This window comes from Variovorax monticola (assembly GCF_051216855.1).
GTDB lineage: Bacteria > Pseudomonadota > Gammaproteobacteria > Burkholderiales > Burkholderiaceae_C > Variovorax.
Window position 1 is genome coordinate 116,280 of the sequence record NZ_JBPJZP010000008.1, and the last position, 15,191, is coordinate 131,470.

The 15,191-nt window shown below is 67.7% G+C and carries 17 protein-coding genes and 1 pseudogene; 11 read left to right on the forward strand and 7 right to left on the reverse strand.

Annotated features, from left to right (window positions below):
• Positions 1 to 37 precede the first annotated feature (37 nt).
• From ACSFA5_RS27205 to ACSFA5_RS27215, 3 genes are all read left to right on the forward strand, one after another.
• Positions 38 to 874, forward strand: a complete 837-nt coding sequence (locus tag ACSFA5_RS27205; protein WP_435447170.1) for a TlyA family RNA methyltransferase — start codon at positions 38 to 40, stop codon at positions 872 to 874.
• Between the two features lie 10 nt (positions 875 to 884).
• The gene (gene metF, locus ACSFA5_RS27210) at positions 885 to 1,709 is read left to right on the forward strand and encodes a methylenetetrahydrofolate reductase [NAD(P)H] (RefSeq protein WP_435447171.1); all 825 of its coding nucleotides are present in this window, start codon (positions 885 to 887) and stop codon (positions 1,707 to 1,709) included.
• Between the two features lie 89 nt (positions 1,710 to 1,798).
• Positions 1,799 to 2,413 carry a septal ring lytic transglycosylase RlpA family protein gene (locus ACSFA5_RS27215; protein ID WP_435447172.1) on the forward strand — a complete coding sequence of 205 codons (615 nt, stop codon included), beginning with the start codon at positions 1,799 to 1,801 and terminating at the stop codon, positions 2,411 to 2,413.
• A 30-nt stretch (positions 2,414 to 2,443) separates the two neighbouring features.
• On the opposite strand, the gene ACSFA5_RS27220 is transcribed toward ACSFA5_RS27215, so the two are convergent.
• A complete protein-coding gene (locus ACSFA5_RS27220) occupies positions 2,444 to 3,397 on the reverse strand; it encodes a 23S rRNA (adenine(2030)-N(6))-methyltransferase RlmJ (RefSeq protein ID WP_435447173.1) in 954 nt (317 codons plus the stop codon).
• 221 nt (positions 3,398 to 3,618) lie between these two features.
• Between ACSFA5_RS27220 and rplM the strand changes: the two genes are divergently transcribed.
• From rplM to mdtD, 4 genes and pseudogenes are all read left to right on the forward strand, one after another.
• Positions 3,619 to 4,050, forward strand: coding sequence for a 50S ribosomal protein L13 (gene rplM / locus ACSFA5_RS27225; RefSeq protein ID WP_013543664.1), 432 nt, complete (start codon positions 3,619 to 3,621; stop codon positions 4,048 to 4,050).
• Positions 4,051 to 4,062: 12 nt separating this feature from the next.
• Positions 4,063 to 4,455: a 30S ribosomal protein S9 gene (rpsI, locus tag ACSFA5_RS27230; RefSeq protein WP_007827948.1), complete on the forward strand. Its 393-nt coding sequence runs from the start codon at positions 4,063 to 4,065 to the stop codon at positions 4,453 to 4,455.
• Between the two features lie 210 nt (positions 4,456 to 4,665).
• Entirely contained in the window at positions 4,666 to 5,031 is a 366-nt protein-coding gene (gene erpA / locus ACSFA5_RS27235; RefSeq protein WP_007827949.1) for an iron-sulfur cluster insertion protein ErpA, read from the forward strand.
• Positions 5,032 to 5,106: 75 nt separating this feature from the next.
• A pseudogene (mdtD, locus tag ACSFA5_RS27240) lies at positions 5,107 to 6,558 on the forward strand (multidrug transporter subunit MdtD); the annotation flags it as partial.
• 10 nt (positions 6,559 to 6,568) lie between these two features.
• Here mdtD and ACSFA5_RS27245 read toward each other — a convergent pair.
• Both ACSFA5_RS27245 and ACSFA5_RS27250 read right to left on the reverse strand, forming a co-directional pair.
• Positions 6,569 to 7,693 (reverse strand): anhydro-N-acetylmuramic acid kinase, encoded by a 1,125-nt coding sequence (locus ACSFA5_RS27245; protein ID WP_435447174.1) that lies wholly within the window; start codon positions 7,691 to 7,693, stop codon positions 6,569 to 6,571.
• A 23-nt stretch (positions 7,694 to 7,716) separates the two neighbouring features.
• Positions 7,717 to 9,063 carry a M23 family metallopeptidase gene (locus tag ACSFA5_RS27250; protein WP_435447175.1) on the reverse strand — a complete coding sequence of 449 codons (1,347 nt, stop codon included), beginning with the start codon at positions 9,061 to 9,063 and terminating at the stop codon, positions 7,717 to 7,719.
• Between the two features lie 159 nt (positions 9,064 to 9,222).
• Here ACSFA5_RS27250 and tyrS point away from each other — a divergent pair, with 159 nt between their 5' ends.
• Positions 9,223 to 10,455, forward strand: coding sequence for a tyrosine--tRNA ligase (tyrS, locus tag ACSFA5_RS27255; RefSeq protein WP_435447176.1), 1,233 nt, complete (start codon positions 9,223 to 9,225; stop codon positions 10,453 to 10,455).
• Positions 10,456 to 10,476: 21 nt separating this feature from the next.
• On the opposite strand, the gene ACSFA5_RS27260 is transcribed toward tyrS, so the two are convergent.
• Positions 10,477 to 11,094: an OmpA family protein gene (locus ACSFA5_RS27260; protein WP_435447580.1), complete on the reverse strand. Its 618-nt coding sequence runs from the start codon at positions 11,092 to 11,094 to the stop codon at positions 10,477 to 10,479.
• A gap of 5 nt (positions 11,095 to 11,099) precedes the next feature.
• Positions 11,100 to 11,627: a FecR family protein gene (locus tag ACSFA5_RS27265; protein WP_435447177.1), complete on the reverse strand. Its 528-nt coding sequence runs from the start codon at positions 11,625 to 11,627 to the stop codon at positions 11,100 to 11,102.
• A 157-nt stretch (positions 11,628 to 11,784) separates the two neighbouring features.
• Here ACSFA5_RS27265 and ACSFA5_RS27270 point away from each other — a divergent pair, with 157 nt between their 5' ends.
• Together ACSFA5_RS27270 and dtd are read left to right on the forward strand one after the other, a co-directional pair.
• A complete protein-coding gene (locus ACSFA5_RS27270) occupies positions 11,785 to 12,702 on the forward strand; it encodes a cation diffusion facilitator family transporter (protein WP_435447178.1) in 918 nt (305 codons plus the stop codon).
• Positions 12,699 to 13,142: a D-aminoacyl-tRNA deacylase gene (dtd, locus tag ACSFA5_RS27275; RefSeq protein ID WP_435447179.1), complete on the forward strand. Its 444-nt coding sequence runs from the start codon at positions 12,699 to 12,701 to the stop codon at positions 13,140 to 13,142. Before ACSFA5_RS27270 ends, dtd begins: the two co-directional genes overlap by 4 nt.
• A gap of 16 nt (positions 13,143 to 13,158) precedes the next feature.
• Here the strand turns inward: dtd and ybeY are convergent, their stop codons facing one another.
• Both ybeY and ACSFA5_RS27285 read right to left on the reverse strand, forming a co-directional pair.
• On the reverse strand, positions 13,159 to 13,617 hold the full coding sequence (ybeY, locus tag ACSFA5_RS27280) for an rRNA maturation RNase YbeY (protein WP_435447180.1): 459 nt from the start codon (positions 13,615 to 13,617) through the stop codon (positions 13,159 to 13,161).
• 1 nt (position 13,618) lies between these two features.
• On the reverse strand, positions 13,619 to 14,587 hold the full coding sequence (locus ACSFA5_RS27285; protein ID WP_435447181.1) for a PhoH family protein: 969 nt from the start codon (positions 14,585 to 14,587) through the stop codon (positions 13,619 to 13,621).
• Positions 14,588 to 14,607: 20 nt separating this feature from the next.
• On the opposite strand from ACSFA5_RS27285, the gene ruvA reads away from it, so the two are divergent.
• Positions 14,608 to 15,180, forward strand: a complete 573-nt coding sequence (ruvA, locus tag ACSFA5_RS27290) for a Holliday junction branch migration protein RuvA (RefSeq protein ID WP_435447182.1) — start codon at positions 14,608 to 14,610, stop codon at positions 15,178 to 15,180.
• Positions 15,181 to 15,191 lie beyond the last annotated feature (11 nt).

Here is a 15,191-nt window from a genome sequence, read left to right on the forward strand (position 1 = left end):
GGTGCGAGCTTGCTTGGGGCGGCCCGGCGCTTCGCTCATGCGCGCTGATCAACTGTTGGTAGAGCGCGGCATGGCCGCGTCACGTTCGCAGGCCGTGCGGCTCATTGCCGGCGGCATGCGCTGGCGCGACGCGGGCACGAGCGACGCATGGCGCCCGGTCGTCAAGAACAAGGACGAAGTGCCCGAATCGGCCGAGCTCGAGCTGGCCGATGCGGCCGAGGCCCGGTACGTGTCGCGCGGCGGGCTCAAGCTCGAAGGCGCGCTGGCGGTGAGCGGTGTCGATCCGGCCGGCAAGCTGTGCCTGGACGTCGGCCAGTCGACCGGCGGCTTCACCGATTGCCTGCTGCAGCGCGGCGCTGCGAAGGTGGTCGGCGTGGACGTCGGCCATGGGCAACTGCATGCGAAGTTGCGCGAGGACGAGCGCGTGGTGGCCATCGAAGGCGTCAATGCGCGTGCGCTGTCGGCGGACGACCTGCGGGAAGAGCAGGAAGAGGGTGACGAGAGCGTCGAGGCCGAGGCGAGCGAGTCGAGTGAAGCCTCCGCCGACCTGCGCTTCGACCTGATCGTGGGCGACCTGTCGTTCATTTCGCTCACGCTGGTGCTGCCGGCCGTGGTCGAGTTCCTGGCCGACGACGGCCAGTTGCTGATGCTGGTCAAGCCGCAGTTCGAACTGCAGCCAGGGCAGGTCGGCAAGGGCGGCATCGTGCGCGACGAATCGATGTATGCGGTGGTCGAGAAGCGCCTGCACGACGCCTGCGAGGCGCTCGGCCTGCGCGTGCTGCGCTGGTTCGACAGCCCGATCGCCGGGGGCGACGGCAACCGCGAGTTTTTCATTCACGCCGTGCGCGCTGCCAAGGCGAGCGACGGTTCTTAAGGAGACGCAGGTGCGCCTTCCGCTGAGTTTCGAATTCTTTCCGACCAAGACGCCCGAAGGCGCGGTCAAGCTGCGCGCCGCGCGCCAGCAGCTGTATGTGCGCAAGCCGCAGTTCTGCTCGGTCACCTACGGCGCGGGCGGCTCCACGCACCAGGGTACTTTCGCCGCGGTGCAGGAGATCCTGTCCGAAGGTGTGGACGCGGCGAGCCACTTCTCGTGCATCGGCGCCACGCGCGCCACGGTGCGCGAGCAGCTCGGCGAGCTGAAGGCCATGGGCGTGAGGCGCCTGGTGGCGCTGCGCGGCGACCTTCCCAGCGGCTACGGCATCGGCGGCGAATTTCAGTACGCGAGCGACCTCGTGGCCTTCATCCGCGAGGAAACCGGGCGCGACTTCCACATCGAGGTGGCCTGCTACCCCGAGATCCATCCGCAGGCCCGCACGCCCGAATCCGACCTGCAGGCCTTTGCCGCGAAGGTGAAGGCGGGCGCCGATTCGGCGATCACTCAGTACTTCTTCACGGCCGACGCGTACTTCCGCTTCGTCGACGACGCCCGCAAGCTGGGGCTCGACACCCCGATCGTGCCGGGCATCATGCCGATCACCAGTTCGACGCAGCTCATGCGCTTTTCGGACGCCTGCGGCGCCGAGATCCCGCGCTGGGTGCGCCTGCGGCTGCAGGCCTACGGCGACGACATCGCATCGATCAAGGCCTTCGGCCTGGACGTGGTGACCGACCTGTGCACGCGCCTGCGCGACGGCGGTGCGCCGTCGCTGCATTTCTACACGATGAACCAGTCGGCGGCGACGCTGGCTGTGCTGGAGCGCCTCGATTGAGAGGGGGCTCGGCAGGCGCGGCCGCCTCGTTGCGCGGGGCGCTTCGCCTCGTCTTCGTGGCGGCAAGCTGCGCGCTCGCAGGCTGTGCGATGCCGCCAGCCACCGATGCCGAAGGCGGCAAGCTGCAGCCGCTGCCGCGCGCGCTGGCCGTGCCGCCCGGCGACGCGCCGCGCTCCAACGTGCCGTCGGTGCGCTATGACCTGGCTGTGTCCGGCGCGGGCGAGCTGACACCGGACGACGGCGTGCCCGGCGACACCGGCCCGCGCGACATCTTCGAGCGCGGCGGCGCCTCGTGGTACGGCATCCAGTTCCATCAGCGCAAGACCGCCAGCGGCGAGCGCTTCGACATGACCGCCATGACGGCGGCGCACAAGACCCTGCCTTTCAATACGCGCGTGTGCGTGCGCAGCCTCGTCAACGGCAGCGAGGTGCTGGTGCGCATCAACGACCGCGGCCCCTATGCGCTGGGCCGCGTGATCGACCTGAGCCGCGCCGCGGCCGACCGCATCGGCCTGACCGGCCTGGGCATCAAGCAGGTGGCGCTGACCGTGGTCGATCGCGACGGCATGCGCTGCGGCGGCTTGCCGGTGGAGGCGGGCGACGCGCAGGCGCCGGTGGCGTCGGCGGCCGAGCCGCCGCAGCGTGCCAGGGTGCAGGTGCCCGCGCGGCGCAAGGCGATCGTGCCGGCGCGCCAGCGCAGGTAGCTCAGGGAACGAAGCCTGCGGGGTTGGGGCTCAGCCGCCCGACTCGAGCGAGAAGGTCGCGTTGCGGTCCTGTCCCAGGCGCTCCGCCAGCTGGGGCAGCGCCGCCGCGAGCAGCGGCTTCAGCGTGAAGGGCGGATTGATCAGGAACATGCCGCTGGCCGGCAGGCCCGGGCGCTGCGTTTCGCCAGATGCGGCATCTTTGGTGATCTTGCTCGACTTGACCGTCAGCGTGGCGTGCAGCCACGACTTGCCGGCCTTGGTCGCCATCGTCTTGAGGCGGCGCGGCAGATCGTGCGCCTCGGGGCGCGGAATGATCGGGTACCAGACCGCGTAGGTGCCGGTGGCGAAGCGCTTGAGCGCCTCGGCAGCGAAGTCGAGCACGCGGCCGTAGTCGGTCTTCATCTCGTAGCTCGGGTCCATCAGCACCAGTGCGCGGCGCGAGGGCGGCGGCAGGAACTTGGTGGCGCTGCCGAAACCGTCTTCGTTCATCACGGCGATCTGCCGGCCGGCTTCGAGCTGGGCGATGTTGGCGTCCAGCGTGCGCGAGTCGGTCGGGTGCAGCTCGAACAGCTTGAGCTTGTCGTGGTCGCGCAGCAGGTGCTGCACGATGAACGGCGAGCCGGGGTAGACGCGGGCGCCGCCGTTGGGGTTGAAGTCGCTGATCACGCTCAGGTAGCGGGCGATGGCGTCGGCGAGCGGGGCTTCTGCCTCGGGTGCTACTTTTTTGGTAGCAGACTTCGCAGCAGGCGCGCGCGTTGCAGGCTCTTTTTTGCTCGAAAGAAGGCGCAGGATGCCTTCGGCAGCCTCGCCGCTGGTGCCCGCGTAGTCGCCGTCGAGGCGGTACAGGCCGGCGCCGGCGTGGGTGTCGACGACCGTCAGGGCTGCCTCTTTCTCAAGCAGGTGATCGAGCGTGGCAATCAGCACCGTGTGCTTGAGCACGTCGGCGTGGTTGCCGGCATGGAAGGCGTGGCGGTAACTGAACATAGGGTGGGAATGGTAACGGTGTTGGGGGGCACATATGCAAATTTGCCAGCGCAAGGCCATTCTTTATATAATCGAGGGCTTCGCAGCGTTTTTGTAGCCCCGCGGCGAAGTCTCCCGAACCGTCTTGCGGCGCGGGGGTCACCCACCTAAGAGATTCCCATCAGAGGAACGCCGACCGTGGAAAAGGGCTCGCCAAACCCTCTTTTCAAAGAGAAAAACTCATGACCAAAACGTTCAGCGCCAAGCCCGCTGACGTGACGCACGAGTGGTTTGTGATTGACGCGACCGACAAGGTCCTCGGACGAGTAGCCAGCGAAGTTGCTCTCCGTTTGCGCGGCAAACACAAGGCCATTTACACGCCTCACGTCGATACCGGTGACTTCATCGTCATCATCAACGCCGCGCAACTGCGCGTCACCGGCGCCAAGTCGATCGACAAGGTGTACTACCGTCACTCGGGCTACCCGGGCGGCATCAGTGCCACCAACTTCCGCGACATGCAATCCAAGTTCCCGGGCCGTGCCCTGGAAAAGGCCGTCAAGGGCATGCTGCCCAAGGGTCCGCTTGGCTACGCGATGATCAAGAAACTCAAGGTCTACGGTGGCGCTGAGCACCCGCATACCGCCCAACAGCCCAAAGTGCTGGAACTGTAAGGAGCCTTGAGAATGATTGGTGAATGGAACAATGGCACCGGCCGTCGCAAATCCAGCGTCGCCCGTGTGTTTCTGAAAAAAGGCACCGGCAAGATCACGGTCAACGGCAAGGACATCCAAGAGTTCTTCGGCCGTGAAACCTCGATCATGATCGCCAAGCAGCCTCTCGCGCTGACCAACAACCTCGAAGCTTTCGACGTGATGGTCAACGTGAACGGCGGCGGCGAATCGGGTCAAGCCGGCGCCACGCGCCACGGCATCACCCGTGCGCTGATCGACTACGACGCAACGCTCAAGCCCGTGCTGAGCCAAGCCGGCTTCGTGACGCGCGATGCGCGTGAAGTCGAGCGCAAGAAGGTCGGTCTGCACTCCGCCCGTCGCCGCAAGCAGTTCAGCAAGCGCTGATCTGTTCACTGCGAACACAAAGCCGCCTCCGGGCGGCTTTTTTATTAGAAGGGCCGCCTTCGGGCGGCTTTTTCGTTGCAGAGGCGCCCTGGGGCGTCTTCGACCCCACTTGCGTTGGGGTGCACGCCACACCCCACCTGCCGAAACTGCGTCATTGCAGTAGCATCGAAGTCATTGGCCGCTTGTTCGGCCCCAAGGAGTTATCACACCATGAGCGCCGTAGCCGAAAACATCCAGACCCAGATGCCAGAGCCCATCGTCTTCACCGACAGTGCGGCAGCCAAGGTGGCCGACCTGATCGCCGAAGAAGGCAATCCCGACCTGAAGCTGCGCGTGTTCGTGCAGGGTGGCGGCTGCTCCGGCTTCCAGTACGGTTTCACGTTCGATGAAATCACGAACGAAGACGACACCACCATGACCAAGAACGGCGTCTCGCTGCTGATCGACGCCATGAGCTACCAGTACCTGGTGGGCGCCGAGATCGACTACAAGGAAGACCTGCAGGGCGCCCAGTTCGTCATCAAGAACCCGAACGCCACCAGCACCTGCGGCTGCGGATCGAGCTTCTCGGCCTGATGCCCGGATGCTGCTGATCCAGCCTCCCCAGAAAGCCGCCTCCGGGCGGCTTTTTCGTTCCCGCTTCTTTTCCTCCGCTTGCCTATGACCTCCGAGGCTGAAACCGCCGCCGCGCCCGTGGACCCCGTGCGCAAGAGCCTGCTGTGGCTCGTCGCCGTCGGCTTCTTCATGCAGACGCTGGACGCCACCATCATCAACACGGCGCTGCCGGCGATGGCCGCGAGCCTCGGCGAGAGCCCGCTGCGCATGCAGTCGGTGGTGGTGGCCTACGCGCTCACCATGGCGATGCTGATCCCGGCCTCGGGCTGGATCGCCGACCGCTTCGGCACGCGGCGCATCTTCTTCTGCGCCATCGTGCTGTTCGCCGCCGGCTCGGTGCTGTGCGCGCTGTCGCACGGCCTGGGCCAGCTGGTGGCGGCGCGGGTGGTGCAGGGCCTGGGCGGCGCGCTGCTGCTGCCCGTGGGGCGCCTGGCGCTGCTGCGCACGGTGCCGCGCGGGGAGTTCCTCCAGGCGATGAGCTTCGTGGCCATTCCGGGCCTCATAGGTCCCTTGCTGGGCCCCACGCTGGGCGGCTGGCTGGTGCAGTACGCCTCGTGGCACTGGATCTTCCTGATCAACGTGCCCGTGGGGCTGCTGGGCTGCCTGGCCACGCTCAAGTACATGCCCGACCTGCGCGGCGTGGTGCAGAAGCGCTTCGACAGCGTGGGCTACGCCTTGCTGGCCTTCGGCATGGTGGCGATCTCGCTGGCGCTGGACGGCGTTTCAGAGCTGGGCCTGCGCCAGGGCGGTGTGATGGTGGTGCTGATCTTCGGCTTCGCCAGCATCGTCGCCTACTGGCTGCGCGCCTCGCGCACGCCCGAGCCGCTGTTCGCACCGTCGCTGTTCCATGTGCAGACGCTCAGCATCGGGCTCATCGGCAACCTGTTCTCGCGCCTGGGCAGCAGCTGCATGCCGTTCCTGGTGCCGCTGCTGCTGCAGGTGTCGATGGGCTACTCGCCGGTGCGCGCCGGGCTGATGATGTTGCCGATCGCGCTGGCCGGCATGGCCATGAAGCGCTTCGCCACGCCGCTGATCACGCGCCACGGCTACCGTCGCGTGCTGGTGGTCAACACCATCCTCGTGGGCTGCACCATGGCCAGCTTCGGCCTGACGGCGCCGGGCCAGCCGATGGCGCTGCACATACTGCAGCTGCTGGCCTTCGGCGCGGTCAATTCGCTGCAGTTCACCGCCATGAACACCATCACGCTGAAGGACCTGGACGGCAGCATGGCCAGCAGCGGCAACAGCCTGCTGTCGATGGTGCAGATGCTTGCCATGAGCCTGGGCGTGGCCGCCGCGGGCGCCACGCTGGCTGGCTACAACGGCATCTTCGGCACCGACTCGGCGGCGCACACGCTGGACGCGTTCCAGGCGACCTTCGCGAGCATGGGGCTGATCACAGTGGCCTCGGCGTTGATCTTCTGGCACCTGCCGTCGGAATCGCGGGCGGCGCACCCGGCGCAGCCGGAAGTGTCCGGCCAGGGCTGAAGCCAGCGGTTCAGGCGGGGTAGATCGCGCCCAGCACCCGCGCGCCGCGCGCGCCGGTCACGCTGGCGAGGTTGCCGGGCTCGCGCCGCACCGTGGCGCGCGCCAGCCAAGCAAAGGCCGCGGCCTCGACCTGCTGGGGCGGCAGTCCATGGTCGGTCGACGCCACCACGTCCACGCCTGGCAGCAGCGCGCGCAAGCGGCCGAGCAGGTGGTCGTTCAGTGCGCCGCCGCCGCAGACGATCAGCAGTTTGCTATCTTTTCCGTAGCGCAATACGTCCGCTGAACAAGCGTGAGCGGTCAATTCGGCCAATGTCGCCTGCACATCCGCGGGGTCCATCGCCGTGGTGCCGAGCTGCGCGGCCAGCCAGGTCGGGTTGAACAGGTCGCGCCCGGTGCTCTTGGGCGGCGTCCTGGCGAAGTACGCGTCGGCCAGCAGCAGCGCGAGCAGCTCGGGCAGCACCTGCCCGCTGGCGGCCCACTGGCCGCCACGGTCGAAGGGCTGGCCCTGGTAGGTCTGGCACCAGTGGTCCATCAGCGCGTTGCCGGGGCCGCAGTCGAAGCCGCGCACGACGGCGCCTTCGGGCGCGTTGGCGGCCGGCAGCAGGCTCAGGTTGGAGATGCCGCCGATGTTCAGCACCGCGACGGTCTCGTCCGGGCGGGCGAACAGGGCGCGGTGAAAGGCCGGCACCAGCGGCGCGCCTTGGCCGCCGGCGGCAAGGTCGCGGCTGCGGAAATCGCCGACCACGTCGATGCCGGTCAGTTCGGCGAGCAGGGAGGGGTTGTTGAGCTGGGTCGTGTAGCCGACCTCGTCGAACTCGAGCGGCCGGTGTCGCACGGTCTGGCCGTGCGCGCCGATGGCGGCGACGGCACCGGCGGCGACGCCGCTGTCCGCCAGCAGTTGCTCGACCACGCCGGCATAGGCCTTGGCCAGCCCGTTGCCGGCCAATGCTGCGCGGTGCAGTTCGTTGTCACCGGGCGTGTTCAGCGCCATGAGTTCCGCGCGCAGCGACACGGGAAACCCGGCCGTGGCGTAGGCCTTCACCGCGATGCGGCCGCCTGCGAAGTCGGCGAGCACGCCGTCCACGCCGTCGAGCGAGGTGCCCGACATCAGGCCGATGAAGAGTTCGGCGGCCATCCGTAGATCGGTGCTGAAAAGGCTCAGTCGGCGCTGGCCTGGATGACGGAGAAAGCCGCCGCCAGCTCGGTGCGCGCGCCCACGGCGATGCGCTCGAAGGCCGGACGCAGCGCCGCGGTGATCGGCGCGCCGCCTTCCTGCGCAATGGAAGCCGGGTCCTGGTAGACGCCGCCCACGCGGAACTCGAAGTGCAGGTGCGGGCCGGTGGCCCAGCCCGTGGAACCCACCGCGCCGATGGCCTGGCCCTGGCCGATGCTCTGGCCTGCCTTGACGTCGATGCGGCTCAGGTGCGCATACGCCGTCTGCTGGTTGTTGCGGTGGTTGATGATGACGATGTTGCCGTAGCCGTTCTGCGTGCCGGCAAAGTCGACCGTGCCGTCGCCGACCGAACGCACCGAGGTGCCCGTGGGCGCTGCGTAGTCGATGCCGTTGTGCTGGCGCCAGCTGTTCAAAATGGGGTGCATGCGCATCGCGAAACCGCTGGACACGCGCGAAAACTCGACCGGCGTCGCCAGGTAGGCCTTGCGCAGGCTGTCGCCGTTCGGGCGGTAGTAGCTGCCCTTCTGGTTGGCGCCCGAGGGCTGGAACCAGACGGCCTGATGGATTCGCCCGTTGTTCTCGAACTCGGCCGACAGCACGCGGCCGCTGCGCAGCGCCTGTCCGTCGGCCTCGAAGGTTTCGTAGACCACGGCAAAGCGGTCGCCCTTGCGCAGGGCGCGCACGTCGACGTCGCCCGCGAAGATGTCGGCCAGCTGGCTCGCCACCGCATCGGGAATGCGCGAATCGTCGGTGGCTGCAAACAGCGAGGTGCGGATGGTGCCGCTGGCCAGGCGCGTGCCGGGGGTGAGGGCGTCGCGCTCCGTCACGCCGGCGAAGCCGGTGGGCGTGCGCTCGATGACGAAGCGCTTGAAGCCGCCGTCGCCATCGGGAATCCAGCGGGCGCTGAGCTTCTTGAGCTGGTTTTCCTGCGTGGCTTCGGCCGTCACGGTGCGCCCGGCGCGTGAGAACAGGGCATTGCGGGCTTCGGCGTTGCCCCGCACGAAGGCGGTGGCGGTGGGGTCGGAGATGCCCAGGCGCTTCAGCAGCGCCTCGGCCGTGTCGCTCGAACGGGTGATGTCCGTGCGGAACAGCGTGAAGCTGAAGTTTTCCAGCGACGCGCCCTGGTCGGCGAACGACACGGGTGCCGTGGCTTCGAGGATCTGTTTCACCGGGAGGTCGGACGCGTCCGGACCGAGCGATGCCACTGCCAGGGTGCCGGCGCTCAGCAGGGCCGCCGCGATGACCGCGATGATCTGCTTGGGGTACGTCCGGAATGTATAGGCCACGCGAGAAGCAAGGAGCTCCTCGGCGGCAAGAATGCCGTTGATCAAACTTTGAATTCCAGCTCAGGTTCTGCAAAACCGTGCTGCAAGGCCCAGTACGTTCAGGGCGGCAGCAGACGGTGCGGAAGAAGCGCCGCTTAGAATCCGGCGCTTGAAAAGTCGGGCTGAGTATAGCTTCGGCACCCCCAAAGTCAGCTAAAAAAGCCCATGAACGCCGAATTTGTTACATCCAAAGCCCTCTCGAATAGTGTAGGACGCGCGCTCGAAATATCCCTCCGGGGCGCTTATGAGCTCTTGCCGCAGGACGAGTGGGTGCGCAAGCTGCAGCGCTCGGAAGCCACCGCAACCCCTCTGCGCATCAAGCTGGGGCTGGACCCGACGGCGCCCGACATCCACATCGGCCACACGGTGGTGCTCAACAAGATGCGCCAGCTGCAAGACCTGGGCCACCGGGTGATCTTCCTGATCGGCGACTTCACCAGCACCATCGGCGACCCCTCCGGCCGTAACAACACCCGCCCGCCGCTCACCCGCGAGCAGATCGAGGCCAACGCCCAGACGTACTACAAGCAGGCCAGCCTGGTGCTGGACCCCGAGAAGACCGAGATCCGCTACAACTCCGAATGGAGCGACCCGCTGGGCGCCCGCGGCATGATCCAGCTGGCCGCCAAGTACACCGTGGCCCGCATGATGGAGCGCGACGACTTCAACAAGCGCTTCAAGGCCGGGCAGTCGATCTCGGTGCACGAATTCCTCTACCCGCTGATGCAGGGCTACGACTCGGTGGCGCTCAAGAGCGACCTCGAACTCGGCGGCACGGACCAGAAGTTCAACCTGCTGGTCGGGCGCCATCTCCAGCAGGAGTACGGCCAGGAGCCGCAGTGCATCCTCACCATGCCGCTGCTGGAAGGCCTCGACGGCGTCGAGAAGATGTCCAAGAGCAAGAACAACTACATCGGCATCAGCGAAGACGCCAACACCATGTTCGCCAAGGTGCTGTCGATTTCCGACGACCTGATGTGGCGCTGGTACACGCTGCTGAGCTTCCAGTCGCTGGCGCAGATCGCGGCGCTGAAGGCCGAGATCGCGGGCGGGCGCAACCCGAAGGACGCCAAGGTGGCGCTGGCCAAGGAAATCACCGCGCGCTTCCACAGCGCCGCGGCCGCCGAAACCGCAGAGCAGGACTTCATCAACCGCAGCAAGGGCGGCGTGCCGGACGAGATCGCCGAGGTGTCGCTGTCGGGCGCCCCGCTGGGCATTGCCCAATTGCTGAAGCAGGCCAACCTGGCGGCTTCGGCGGGTGACGGCAACCGCCTGATCGAAGGCGGCGGCGTCCGGGTCGATTCGGTCGTGGTCAGCGACAAGGCGCTGAAGCTGCCGGCCGGTACCTATGTGGTGCAGGTCGGCAAGCGCAAGTTCGCGCGCGTGACGCTCAGCTGACCCGGGCGGTCGACAGACCGGTCAACGCACCTCGATGGTGACGCGCCGGTTGCGCGGCTCGTCCACCTCGTCGGCGGTCGGCACGGCCAGTTCGCGTTCACCGCGGCCCACGGCCTCGATGCGGTTGGCCGGGAACTGGCGCTCGACGAAGAGCTGCGCCACTTCCTGCGCCCGGCGGCGCGACAACTGGTCGTTCTGCTCGCCGGTGCCCTTGGTGTCGGTGTGGCCCGTGACCACGATGTCGCTGCCGCTGCGCGCCAGCGCCGCGGCCATGGCCTCGGTCATGACCTGCTGCGAGGCGGCCGTCAGCGTGGTGCCCCCGAGCTCGAAGTACACCGTGTAGCGCTGCGGAAGCGGCGGGCGCATGTCGAACAGCGGCTTGTTGTCGGCCTGGACCTTGGCCGGATCGGCCTGGTCGACGACCGGGGCGCCACGTGCCCCCACGGCAGCCGTGGCGCGCTGGTAGGGGGTGGAGAGCACCTCCTCCCCGTCCCTGGCGCGCACGACCACGGCGGAGGGCTTGCCGTCGGCCTGGGGCAGCAGCACTACCCGGGTGCCGGGCGTGGAGCAGGCGGCCAGCATGGCCACCAGTGCGGTCGTGAGCAGGGACTGGAATGCGCGGCGGGACTTCGGGGGCATCGCGTTCATGGCTGTCCGTCCGCCTGCACGATGAAGTCGGTGCCGCGGATGCCGATCGTGGCCGTCTGCGTCTCGACCCGCACGGCGTCGGGGTTCGTCTTGCCGATCAGGCCCGTGATCATGCGCATGGAGCCGCGCAGCAGCGACAGCAGCATGCCGCCTTCGTGCGTCGTGCCGTCGAAGTGGAACTCCTTCAGGTCCAGCCGCGACGACGGGCCGACCACCAGCGTGGTGTCGTCGCGCAGCACCACGGAAGCCGAGGAATCGGGGCCGGTCACGATGCGGTCGACGGCGCCGATGGCGTCACCGGGGTTGGCGGGGCGCGTGGCGCCCGAACCGTTGAGCAGTTGCACATTGCCGCGCACGGACTTCACGAAGCCCGCCTGGATGTCTGCCTTTGCAGCTGCCGGCACAGGGGCGGCTGCCGTTGAAACCTCCGCGGGCGCCGCCGGCGGCGGTGTCTGCGCTCGGGCCATCGCGGCCGAGCCGACAATGGCAAGACCGCACAGGGCGGCCAGCAAGTTTTTGATCATCTGAACCTGGTTCCTTTGCGAAAGAATGTGTCGCAATAGTCAGAAATATTAAGGCGAAGGCGTTACATATGGACACGGAGCCAATAATTCAGTCGCCTCCTGCGGCCTTTTACCGCTTTTCGCGTGGCGTATTGCCCAATTTCCCGATGGATTTCGCATGACGTTCTCACCCAAGGCACTGCTTCGTGTATCTGTGGCGGTCGCACTGCTCACCATCCTGCTCAAGGGCTACGCGGGCTACCTGACCAACTCGATGGGCCTCATCTCCGACGCGATGGAGTCCTTCGTCAACCTGGCCAGCGCCATGTTCGCGCTGGCCATGGTGACCATCGCGGAGCGTCCCGCCGACGACGACCACCCCTACGGCCACCACAAGGCAGAGTACTTCTCTTCGGGCTTCGAAGGCATCCTGATCGTGGGCGCGGCCATCGCGATCCTCTGGGTCTCGGTGCAGCGCCTGCTGGCCCCGCAACCGCTCGAGCAGGTGGGCTGGGGCCTGGCGCTGTCGGTGGTCAGCTCGGGCTTCAACGCGGGGCTGGCCTTCGTGCTGTTCCGCGCGGCCCGCGTGCACCGCTCGATCGCGCTGGAGGCCGACGGGCGCCACCTGATGACCGACGTGTGGACGTCCGCGGCGGTGGTGATCGGCATCGTCGGCGTGCAGCTCAGCGGCTGGCTCTGGCTCGACCCGCTGCTGGCCATCGGCGTGGCGCTGAACATCGTGCGCGAGGGCGTCAAGCTGGTGTGGCGCTCGTCGCAGGGCCTGATGGACGAAGCCCTCGACCCCGAAACCCTCGCCACCGTGCGCGCCACGCTCGACACCTTCGTTGCCCGCGTGCCCGAAGGCCCGCGGCTGCGCTTCGACGACATGGTGACCCGCAGCGCCGGCCAGCGCCGTTTTGCCGACCTGCACATGCACGTGCCCGGCGACTGGACCCTGCTGCACGCAGCCCACATGCGCGACCAGCTCGAGCAGGCCCTGATGGACGCCGTGCCCGGCCTGCGCGTCACCATCCAGCTGCTGCCCCTCACCATGGAAGCCCGCGCCACCCAGGCCGGGGAACATCACCCTTCATGAAAGCTGTTCTGCAACGCGTGTCGAACGCACGCGTCGACATTGCCGGGCGCACCGTCGGCGCCATCGACGCGGGCCTGCTCGTGCTGCTGTGCGCCGAGCACGGCGACACCGACGCGCTGGCCGACCGCATGCTCGCCAAGATCCTCAAGCTGCGCATCTTTTCCGACGACGCCGGCAAGATGAACCGCAGCGTGCAGGACATCGGCGGCGGCCTGCTGGTGGTGAGCCAGTTCACGCTGGCGGCCGACGTGAGCGGCGGCAACCGCCCCAGCTTCACCCAAGCCGCGCCGCCCGACGAAGGGCGCCGGCTCTACGACTGCTTCGTGGCCCGGGCGCGCGCCGCGCACCCGGTGGTGGCCACCGGCGAGTTCGGCGCCGACATGCAGGTGCACCTGCTCAACGACGGCCCCGTCACCATCCCGCTGCAGATGACGGCGTAGCTGTCGATTCACCTGCCTATTTGCCGTACGGGCTGCGAATGCCCATCTCCGCAAGGATCTCGACTTCGTAGGCTTCCATCTCGTCGGCGTCGGCCTCGCTGGTCTCGTGGTCCCAGCCCTGCGCATGCAGCGTGCCGTGCACCAGCAGGTGCGCGTAGTGGTGGGCCAGGGTCTTGCGGTTTTCCTTCGCCTCGCGCGCCACCACCGGCGCGCACAGCACCAGGTCGGCCATCACCAGCGGGCTTTGCGCGTAGTCGAAGGTGAGCACGTTGGTCGCGTAGTCCTTGCCGCGAAACTCGCGGTTCAGGCGCTGGCCTTCGTCGGTATCGACGATGCGCACGGTGATCTCGCCGTCGATGTCCAGCGCATGGCGGATCCAGCGCGTCACGCTGTGGCGCGGCAGGGCGATGCGGTGGCGCTCCACGCCCTTGAAACGGCCGAACTGCAGCGACAGGGAAAGTGCGGGCAGCGCCATTTCAGTGCGTGCCGGTGTCGGCGCCCGAGCGCTTGCGCTGCCCGTCGTAGGCGTCGACGATCTTCGCCACCAGCGGATGCCGCACCACGTCCGCGCTCGTGAAGTGCGTGATGGCGATGCCGCTCACCCGCTTGAGCACGCGCTCGGCGTCGATCAGCCCGCTCAGCTGCTGCTTGGGCAGGTCGATCTGGCTCACGTCGCCCGTCACCACCGCGCGCGCGCCGAAGCCGATGCGCGTGAGGAACATCTTCATCTGCTCGGGCGTGGTGTTCTGCGCCTCGTCCAGGATCACGAAGGCGTTGTTCAGCGTGCGCCCGCGCATGAAGGCCAGCGGGGCAATTTCGAGTGCGTTGCGCTCGAAGGCCTTCTGCACCTTCTCGTAGCCCATCAGGTCGTACAGCGCGTCGTACAGCGGGCGCAGGTACGGGTCGATCTTCTGTGTCAGGTCGCCCGGCAGGAAGCCCAGCCGCTCGCCCGCTTCCACCGCCGGGCGCGTCAGCACGATGCGCTGCACCGACGCGCGCTCCAGCGCATCGACCGCGCAGGCCACCGCCAGGTAGGTCTTGCCGGTGCCGGCCGGACCGATGCCGAAGGTGATGTCGTGCCTGGCGATATTGTCCAGGTACAGCGCCTGCGTGGGCGTGCGCGCCCGCAGGTCGGCGCGGCGGGTGACCAGCATGGCCGCGTCGTCGTCGCCCTCGGTCATGGAGCCGTCGCCCGCCAGCGTGAGCTGCACCACGGCCGGGTCGATCGCGCGCTGGGCTATTTCGTAGAGCGCCTGCAGCACGTCCATGGCGCGGCGCGCCGGTGCCTTGGGGCCGTCGACCTTGAACTGCTCGTGGCGGTGGGCGATCTTCACGCCCAGGGCTTCCTCGATGCGGCGCAGGTGCGCGTCCAGCGGGCCGCACAGGTGGCCCAGGCGCGCGTTGTTCAGGGGGGTAAAGGTGTGTCGCAGAATCACGCCGGACATTTCAAGGAAAAAGGGCACCCATGATAGGCAAACTCACCGGCATCCTGGCCGAACGCAATCCGCCGCAGGTGGTGGTCGACTGCAACGGGGTCGGCTATGAGGTCGACGTGCCGATGAGCACGTTCTACAACCTGCCGAACCTCGGCGCGAAGGTGTCGCTGCTCACGCACTTCGTCGTGCGCGAGGACGCGCAGATTCTCTACGGCTTCGGCAGCGCCGAGGAGCGGGCGGCGTTCCGCCAGCTCATCAAGATCACCGGCGTGGGCCCGCGCATGGCGCTCGGGGTGCTCTCGGGCATGAGCGTGGGCGAGCTGGCACAGGCCATCACGCTGCAGGAGCTGGGCCGGCTGGTGAAGATCCCGGGCATCGGCAAGAAGACGGCCGAGCGCCTGCTGCTCGAGCTCAAGGGCAAGCTGGGCGCCGACATCGGCATGCCCGCGCATGCGGCCTCCGACGCGCAGGCCGACATCCTGCAGGCGCTGGTCGCGCTGGGCTACAGCGACAAGGAAGCCGCGCTCGCGCTCAAGGCGCTGCCGAAGGACGCGACGGTGAGCGACGGCATCAAGCTGGCGCTGAAGGCGCTGGCCAAGTGAATCTTCGCGGG

Coding starts and splice junctions, on each gene's coding strand:
- ACSFA5_RS27205 (WP_435447170.1), top strand. CDS start 38: ATGCGCGCTGATCAACTGTTGGTAGAGCGCGGCATGGCCGCGTCACGT.
- ACSFA5_RS27215 (WP_435447172.1), top strand. CDS start 1,799: ATGCCGCCAGCCACCGATGCCGAAGGCGGCAAGCTGCAGCCGCTGCCG.
- ACSFA5_RS27220 (WP_435447173.1), bottom strand. CDS start 3,397: ATGTTCAGTTACCGCCACGCCTTCCATGCCGGCAACCACGCCGACGTG.
- rplM (WP_013543664.1), top strand. CDS start 3,619: ATGACCAAAACGTTCAGCGCCAAGCCCGCTGACGTGACGCACGAGTGG.
- rpsI (WP_007827948.1), top strand. CDS start 4,063: ATGATTGGTGAATGGAACAATGGCACCGGCCGTCGCAAATCCAGCGTC.
- erpA (WP_007827949.1), top strand. CDS start 4,666: ATGAGCGCCGTAGCCGAAAACATCCAGACCCAGATGCCAGAGCCCATC.
- ACSFA5_RS27245 (WP_435447174.1), bottom strand. CDS start 7,693: ATGGCCGCCGAACTCTTCATCGGCCTGATGTCGGGCACCTCGCTCGAC.
- tyrS (WP_435447176.1), top strand. CDS start 9,223: ATGAACGCCGAATTTGTTACATCCAAAGCCCTCTCGAATAGTGTAGGA.
- ACSFA5_RS27260 (WP_435447580.1), bottom strand. CDS start 11,094: ATGCCCCCGAAGTCCCGCCGCGCATTCCAGTCCCTGCTCACGACCGCA.
- ACSFA5_RS27265 (WP_435447177.1), bottom strand. CDS start 11,627: ATGATCAAAAACTTGCTGGCCGCCCTGTGCGGTCTTGCCATTGTCGGC.
- ACSFA5_RS27270 (WP_435447178.1), top strand. CDS start 11,785: ATGACGTTCTCACCCAAGGCACTGCTTCGTGTATCTGTGGCGGTCGCA.
- dtd (WP_435447179.1), top strand. CDS start 12,699: ATGAAAGCTGTTCTGCAACGCGTGTCGAACGCACGCGTCGACATTGCC.
- ybeY (WP_435447180.1), bottom strand. CDS start 13,617: ATGGCGCTGCCCGCACTTTCCCTGTCGCTGCAGTTCGGCCGTTTCAAG.
- ACSFA5_RS27285 (WP_435447181.1), bottom strand. CDS start 14,587: ATGTCCGGCGTGATTCTGCGACACACCTTTACCCCCCTGAACAACGCG.
- ruvA (WP_435447182.1), top strand. CDS start 14,608: ATGATAGGCAAACTCACCGGCATCCTGGCCGAACGCAATCCGCCGCAG.